At 53.3% G+C, this 8520-nt stretch carries 5 protein-coding genes; all 5 read left to right on the plus strand.

The features are described 5' to 3' along the window. Nucleotides 1-491 precede the first annotated feature (491 nt). A complete protein-coding gene (locus JNN07_00865; GenBank protein MBL9166270.1) occupies nucleotides 492-2438 on the plus strand; it encodes a LysM peptidoglycan-binding domain-containing protein in 1947 nt (648 codons plus the stop codon). A 3-nt stretch (nucleotides 2439-2441) separates the two neighbouring features. Continuing rightward, on the plus strand, nucleotides 2442-3239 hold the full coding sequence (locus JNN07_00870; GenBank protein ID MBL9166271.1) for a hypothetical protein: 798 nt from the start codon (nucleotides 2442-2444) through the stop codon (nucleotides 3237-3239). A gap of 634 nt (nucleotides 3240-3873) precedes the next feature. Continuing rightward, nucleotides 3874-4386, plus strand: a complete 513-nt coding sequence (locus JNN07_00875; protein MBL9166272.1) for a GIY-YIG nuclease family protein — start codon at nucleotides 3874-3876, stop codon at nucleotides 4384-4386. A gap of 1817 nt (nucleotides 4387-6203) precedes the next feature. Further along, on the plus strand, nucleotides 6204-7286 hold the full coding sequence (locus tag JNN07_00880; protein ID MBL9166273.1) for a class I SAM-dependent methyltransferase: 1083 nt from the start codon (nucleotides 6204-6206) through the stop codon (nucleotides 7284-7286). After that, on the plus strand, nucleotides 7276-8520 hold a 1245-nt coding region (locus tag JNN07_00885), incomplete at its 3' end, for an AMP-binding protein (protein MBL9166274.1). The genes JNN07_00880 and JNN07_00885, both read left to right, overlap by 11 nt.

Here is an 8520-nt window from a genome sequence, read left to right on the forward strand (position 1 = left end):
CGTGAGTTGATTGGCCATATCGGCCGCTCATCCTCACGGGTTTCCGTTCGGTTGGCAGCCCTATGGCTTCTCTCTCAGGGTGGGTCAGTTTGAAGCCCTTCATTTCGACCCCAGGCGGGTCAGTTTGAGTGACCGCTGACACCACACCAAGCCACCATAGCTTAACTAACCCTCCAAGTGGCCGGACTATTGGGGCCACCTCACAGGGGGTTGTTGTTACTCCGTGCCGAGTAACGGCCGTATTCCAATTAAAGAAGCCTTCACCCTACCGAAAGTGCCCGCAGGCTTAAGAAATTCTTGCCCAATCTGTTAATCAAGGTTATGGCGTGCCGATGCTTTCGCCCCATTCTGCCTTTGTATCTCTTGAGTCAGGCGAATCTAGAACTAGTGAGCATTTAGGGAGTGATACGCTTTAGAGCGCGTCAGTAATTACAACCTACTCGGACAATTGTAATAAGAATGAACGAAATCTTGGTCAGGAGGACTTTTCTATGGATAAACCTTGGAGTATAGCGCGGTTGATTGTTGTCATTTGCATGGAGGCTTGGATTTTCGCATGGGTTAGAGCAGCAGCGGCTCAGGTTTCAACAGAACCTCGAATCGCCGTTCGGCAGGGGGACACCCTATCGGGACTTATTGAAAAGCACTATCGCATCAAAGCCTTTTCGGGAAAAGACTACGACACACTAGAGAAGGAGATACTCCAATTAAATGGTCTAAAGCGCCCTGAAGATCTAAGAGCAGGCTCAGGCTTGATTTTCCACATGCCACCAACGAATGGAGTCCAGGCGCCCTCGCGGGAGGCAAAGTCTACTAGGGAGGGACTTTACACGGTTAGAGTCAGGACAAGTGGACTCTATTCCGAAACTTTAGAGAGCCAAGCGAGGCTCTCAACTTTGGCTCGCCTCGTTGCGCCAACGCTTATCGAAACCAAGCCCAAGGAGACCATCTCTGGAATATTAAACCGTCGATTCAACGTGGGCACCCTCCATAAGAAATCTGCTAGAGTGATCGAGCGTGAAATCCTGAGATTGAACAAGATTCAAAAACCAGAATTATTGAAGGAAGGACAATGTCTTATACCGTCACTGCCCCCCAGAGTTCGATCCGGAGCTTTGACGTTCACGCAGCAAGGTCATGTTTCGTTTTCAGGGATCGTGGAACCAGATCTAGAGCCAGGAGGCGCAAAAATCGCATTTAGTACGATTAGCGCTATTGAAAGCACAACTGCCCCTTCTGAGAGTAGTCAGATCGATCTTACTGTCAACATGACCGAGGCCTTGCGTTATTCTCTGTCATCACAGGCTGAAAATGTTGATGTCGCAGCTGGCCCGCTACCTATCAAACTCGCAGGAGCAACAACTCCTTCCTCAGAATACAAAGCGATCTTGAGCGAGTCTGAACGGTCCGCCATGTTGAAAGCTTTAGCCGCACGCGCCAAAGCACGGAGAGGAACCGTATATGTTCACGATACAGGATGGCCGAGTGGGGATGATTATACGAACTCGTTACGCCATCTATGGAAAGTGTTAGATTATGTTTGGGTAAACGGGCTGCGGCAAACGCCCCCATCGCGCAGGCCTATGAGTGCTTTTCGTGACCCAACGAATCCTCATTGTCAGTGGATTTCCGCCGCACTCCAGGAATTTGAAACACTCGATCCATCGAACTCTGTTGAGGTTGTGTATTTACCCCTCATCAATGAACAGGGGGCTGATTCATTGCTTATCGAAATGATTCAACTTAGCTTATTACTGGGCGATTCCTCCACCCAAGCTCCACTACACAAGACAACCAAAGCTCTAATCAAGCAAAGGTTTGAGAAGGCTGAGGCAATAGTCCGCGCGTTGCCGAAAACGTGGAATGGAAACCTAATCGATTCAGACATCGCTGTTGTGAAAGCGCCTTTCGACCTTCTCGACTATTATGGACGCTCGAACAAGATTTTCTTTGCCATCAACCATTCCTGGACGACTCCTCACAATGATCTGAAGCTCCTATTCCCTGCTCCGATGAATGGGGTCTTAGTCGCTGCCGCAGGCAATGAAAGTCCAAAATACAATGCGTTCGATCACCGGACGCGACAAAGTTTTGTTTACAGGTCATATGCCTACCCAGACACAATAGGCGTTTTGAATGTGAAACGTGATGGTCACCTAGACCCGACTTCCTCTGACCTCTACGCAGATCGTATGGAAGACTCCATGGTGGTAGGGTTGGACGGAGATGTCACCGGGGACGTCACGGGCACAAGTTTTTCCGCACCCCGTTTTGCGTGGTTACTAGCACTGACTGAATCGCGCCGCAGGAACGAGATCGATGCCCTTGTTTGGTGCAAATGCGTCAGAACGCTCATTTTGAAATCCAGAGAAAGCCCGAGTAAAAAATTCTTGCTAAGTATGAGCGACTACCTTTTGAATAGCGAAAAGGATTTTTGAACTATGAAAAAGGGGACTACAGGTTTTGTAGTGCTGGGATTGCTATTGTTGTGCGGATGTCAGGACGACGCTCGCAAAATTTGGAGGGAGGGAATCAAGAAATGTGCTCAGAGTGATCTGCTAGGTTCGGGCATTCTTTACTTAGGCCCTTCGACTCGTCTAGGCCCGGGAACGATATTTCAAAGACTTTCTGACGGCGGTTTGCTTCCTAGTCACTTGGCTTCCGAATACATTAAAGATCAGAGTGGGGTTTTGGACCCTGGAGCACCTTTTACCTGTGCTGCCCACAAGGAGGCGAAGTCAAAAGTTTCTGGCAAGTTGGACTTATCCAAACTGCTCTCCTCCGATGCGAGCTTATCTGGTCATCTGAACCGGGCGAGGACTATTGACGTGAAGACTGATTCCCTCGAATGGGTGTCTATAGTGACAGGACCCTATAGAAAAATCATAAACGACCTCGATCCGAACGGCCAGATTCGTTCCGATCTCGGACCTGGCGAACACTTAGTTCTGACCAGAGCATTGAGAGTCAAAGGAATGAGCGCCGAACTCGAGTTCTCTAAAGATGCAGCAGTCGAGGTCAAAGCCACCCTTCCTCAGAATATCGGAGGCCTCGCAGGCACTGGTGTGAACCTCGCTGCCGAATGGCAAAGTGACACCAAGCTAAAGCTCACCTCAACCACTGATTTTTTCATCGCAGGCGAGTTGCATCGCTATCGGTTTGGTGGGTTGGCTTCTGTTCCAAAGTTATTGGGTGAAAAAGTAGAGGATGCTGACAAACTGCATGTCGTTCTGAAATAGAAATCATCGGGGAGAGTCACGGTGAGTATTAAGCTAAAAAGGACTCAGAACTAAAATGGCTCGATTGTTCCAGAACGCTGCCCCTCAACTGTAAATCCAGTCAAATGACCGACTGTTGATCAAATCTTAGCTCACCCATGTCCCCGTTAATGGCTCGGAGGAATTCCGCCGCTTGATAGTGGGCTAACCCTCGAGGCTATTTCTCGAACTTCTCGAAATGCATCCACCGTGGATGCAGGATCACGATCATCTCGCGTGATCGCCATCGGATGCTGGTCGGGCCAGAGTATTCCCATAACAACTGTCAGTAAAACTGTCAGTAGAAGTGCCCGCGCGAGTAGGTTCGGTGCAGCCCCTGAGCAACTGCGGAGTAAGCTTGATTTCGTTGAAATGGGAGCTACTTTTGTTCTCGTAAGTGTTTGGACAACAGAGGAAGCCGCGTTCGAGCCCTACCTCTGGAGCCATTCGACTCGGCCTCCGAGGCTTCGCTCATGGCGGGACCAGGGGCCGAGTCGAATGGCCCTGAGCGAGTCCGCGAGTCGAAGCTTCAGCCTTTAGCCGGTCGAAGGGGGACATTCCCGAGACAGAGAGAGAGGAGAAAATCACCATTTCCTGGCACGTCTACCTGCTTCGTTTGGAGAACGGCTGCATCTACGTGGGCTCCACACACCATCTGGAACGCCGTCTTCAAGAACATCGTTCAGGTTGCGGATGCAACACCACTTCCACTTCAGCTACGATCGAACTGATCTGCTCGGAAACCTTCCCAGACCAAGCATCCGCTTTAGCTCGTGAGCGCCAGCTCAAAGGCTGGAGCCGCGTTAAGAAACTAGCACTGGTTAACCACAAGCTGGAGGACCTCTATCGTTCGCGAGATCTCGGCAGAGGCGCTAGGCGCTTTGATCGCGCCCTAGGCGAGTCCTTCCGTCTATTCATTCAGGGCAGAGCCCCAATCTACAGGCTCAGCCGGGCTCTCCCGACTGGAGTTCGTAAATCATACGCCAAATCCGATCCGTTTCCCCGCGCTCAATCACCTGAACCGGAGTCGAGCCATCGAAGGCGGGATTGGGTTCCTTCAGCCAAGGCCCTATCGCCTCAGCTTTCCCCATCTCTGCGAGTGCTAGGAACAAACGCTGGAGTTCGTTGAGGCGGCGCTTCGTGGAAACGCTTGGAAACTCCATCCCGGCGTGAGTGTGGTTGGGGATGCCGTGACGGCTAATCCGGAGCAAAGACCAGCGAATAGCCCGACTCAATGATAGGATGATCAACGTAAGCCCGAATAGTTCCGGAGCCAAGGAGCGCAAAAGTGCATCGCGTGATGAATTAATGACGTGAGGAGTACCTAGGGAGTCCATGCAGATACGAAGCAGAAGACGCCTCGTGCCGAACGCGCGGCACCAGCGGGCGCGGATGATTGAGGCACACTACATACTAATACGCCGCACAGACCGTGAGCACTCAAGAAAGCGGAAGCGAGTTTATTCCAGGCTTCAAAAGGAACCTGGGGCTCGGAGTTGTGGTCGAAAAGCCTGGCGAATCCGAGGGCATACCGTTCCAGAGCAATGAATGGAATCGGTAAAGAACTTGGAGGGGTTCCAACTCGCGGAGCGTAATGGTATATGTCGCTGACATTACCCTCATCGTTGAACAGGTGCTGGCGACGCTTTACCTATGAGTGAGCCTGAAAGTGATCGGCAAGACAAACTACTCAAGATCCTATTGCGAGGATGGGTGGTTAGTCCTTCCCTGCCGCCACGCTTCAGGACCTCAGTTTGGAGCCGTATAAGGCGAGTGGAGACCACCCCTCACGACACAATCCCCCTGGCGAAGTTGCTTTTGAGTAGGATCCTAGACTCACTAGCCCGTCCTGCTCATGCCTGTGCGGTCGTAATGCTGTTTATCCTACTTGGGGGAGGGATTGGTCTAGTCGAATCCCGGAGGGTGTCGGCTCGAGTGGGTGAGGATCTGCGCGCTCGGTATGTGCAAGCCATCTCACCACCTCCAGACAACCATTGACCATGCGCCGTGGGATAATCGTATTGTTGTTGGCCTTGGCCGGAGCCGTGACAGCGTATTATTGCTGTTTCCTGCTCGGCACCGCTGAGCCACGCGCGTTGCTCAGGAGCGAGCATCCCGAGTTGTCGTGGTTAAAGGATGACTTTAGGCTGGCAGATGCGGAGTTTCAGCGAATCTCTGCGCTACACGCCGGCTATTTGCCGCAATGTAAGGAACGGTGCAGCCAGATTGACCAACTCAACCATCAACTGTCCGTCCTCCTGACCGAAGTCAGGGAGGTCACACCCCAGGTATCAACTCTGCTGGCGGAACGATCCCGAATTTGGGCGGTCTGTCAGACAGAGATGCTAAAGCACTTTTTCGAAGTGAGTCGAAGCATGCCTAGTGAGCAGGGTGAACGCTATCTTAGGTGGGTTGGCACGCAAACTCACCTACGTCAGGAGTCGATAAGTCACGGTCGAGACGAAACCACACCATCACCACCATCGACGCGTCCTCGTTAAAAGCAGTCTCGAACCGCTCGTTGCTACCAACCGGGATGTGGCTGCAATATTGCGAAACGCACGGTCGTGGCGTTTGCCTCCGAAACTCCGTAACCCTCTTATCGTGAGCGGATGCGAAGTCTTCTCACATGCGCAGATCGGCGAGATCATGGGATGCACTGCGAAATCTGGCGCTTACTTCGCACCGAGCGTTGTGGAAATAACTGCCGCCCCGTTTATCTGAGCTTCCCGACACCGAAGCTCTCGATGCTGGCGATGATCAGTTTTTACAGAATTTGTCGAGGGGAGCACAAAATTGAGACGTAATAACCTTTGTTCAATCCGTGGTGATTACGGCCTGGGAACCCATGTGTGTTGAGGACAAAACGAGATACGAATCAACTGATCAATGGGGAGAGATATTACATTTCTGCCACCTTCAATAGATACAGATTCCTCCGTAAGAGTGAACTGTGAAGATCGAAACCCGGCGCATCTGCCGCCCCGCGGGCAGAGCCATGTAGAGTTATGGCCGTCCACGGTCAGCGTAGGTGGAGATCCCGAGTACGATCATTTTATGTATGCCGCCATGGCGGCCGACACCCATCGCAACGACTTTTTTTTGAGGACGTTCCAACGAAGCCTGAAAGGGTTGACGGTGGTTGACGTCGGGACAGGGCAACGAGCGACACTCGCCCTATTAGCCTTACAAGCGGGCGCACGCAAGGTGTACGCGATTGAGCTTCTCGAAAAGCCTGCTTACCGAGCAGCCTCACTGGTCAGGGAACTAGGGCTGAGTGATCGCATTTCGGTAATCTGGGGTGACGCCCAAGCGATCCATCTTCCGGAACCAGTAGACGCGTGCATCTCGGACAACCTGGGAAACATCGGGGGAGCGGAGGGGTGGGATTTGCTGCTTAAGTCGGCTCGGCATTTGGTCAAACCCGGGGGGCGGTTCATACCTGGCCGGTGCCAGACTTTAGTGGCAGGTGTTCAAATGCCCCGGTCCCTCGTCAATAATCCCCGCTTCAACCCAGTGGCACGCTATTACGCAAGCCGCCTCTTCGAGCGAGCAGGCTATCGGTTTGATCTCCGACTGGCCGTTTCGGGACTCCAACGATCGATGATTAATTCCACCGCGGATGTATTCGAGGAAATCGACTTTAATGGGGAACCGGTTCACGAGTCGCGGGAAGAGATAGCGTTAACCATTTTGCGTGATTCCATGCTCGATGGGTTTGCGTTATGGGTGAGAGTCGAAACTATTCCGGGAGAGACTTTTGAGTCACTCGACAAAAGCACGGCATCCTGGATGCCGGTGTATTTCCCTGTGTTCGACCCTCCCATTTCCGTGCGAGCCGGGGACATCATCCGGGCCACGGCAAGCAGCAACTTAGCCGACGATCGGATTAATCGGGACTATCACCTCACTGGCACGGTATGCGGCAAAGATAAGCCTGCGCTTGAGTTTCAGCATTCCTCCTACTGCTACAAACCGGCCGCGTTGACGACCAGTTTCTACCGTAGGCTTCTACGCAATGTCTGGTAATAGGGCCAACCGCGAGCTTCCGGATGAAACTCATTATCGCGAGAACATGTATAACGACGAAGGCCAGACCGAACCCAGCCCCCATCTCCGCGCCGCCGCTACAGCTAATTTCCCCTGTGTCCACCACCTCTTCGAGGCCCAAGTCCTGCGGTCACCTAAAGCGCTGGCCGTCGATTCCCCGCAGGGAATGTTGACCTATGAAGAGCTCAACTACCAAGCCAACCAGATCGCACGCTACCTAAATGCGCGTGGCATAGGCAGGAACAGCGTCGTAGGACTCAGCATCAACCGGTCCCCGCAGCTCATCGCGGCCATCTACGGAGTTCTTAAGGCTGGAGCGGCCTACGCCCCCCTCGATCTCACCTATCCGCCGGAGCGGCTAACCTTCATGGCTCAGTCCGCCCGCCTCGAGCTCCTCCTCACGGATCGTTCTCAACTGTCCGCTGCGAAGTGTTGGAGCGAAGCAGACTGCGTTGCCGTTGATGAGGCCTGGCCGGAGATCACTCAACTCAGAGGGGAGAACCCCGGCAACGCCAGCAGTGGGGCAGATCTGATTTATGTCATCTATACGTCCGGGTCCACCGGCCGTCCCAAGGGGGTCGCGATGGTGCATCAAGCGATCTCCAACCTGGTGCAGTGGCAGACGAGGCGTTCCCGCAGTCTGCCCTACCCAGCCCGGACGCTCCAGTTTGCTTCACTGAGTTTCGACGTCTCCGCTCAGGAGATTTTCGCCACCACGTGCAGTGGCGGAACGCTTGTCCTCATGGACGAAGGACTCCGCTACGATTCTCCCAGCCTTTGGAGTTACCTAATCAAGCAGCAAATTCACCGACTGTTCCTGCCGTTCATCGCTCTCCAGCAACTAGCCGAGGCGGCCAACGAGTCCACGCAACTTCCCATGACCCTGCGCGAGGTGATCACCGCTGGCGAACAATTGCAGATCACTCCACTGGTGCGCGCGCTCTTTCTGCGACTTCCCGGAACTAGTCTTGATAACCAATACGGGCCCTCCGAAACGCACGTTGCCAGTGCTCACCTCTTGCCCGCCGATGCCGCATCCTGGGAAAGCTTACCTCCCATCGGCGAAGCTATAGACGGCACCGAGCTGCACCTTTTGGATTCGCAGAACCAACCGGTTCCCGAAGGGCAGCCGGGCGAGTTGTTCATCGGCGGGATCTGCCTGGCTCAAGGTTATTTGCACCAACCCGAGCTTACAGCCCAGCGGTTCGTCAGC

This window comes from Verrucomicrobiales bacterium, from assembly GCA_016793885.1.
Taxonomy (GTDB): Bacteria; Verrucomicrobiota; Verrucomicrobiia; order Limisphaerales; family UBA11320; genus UBA11320.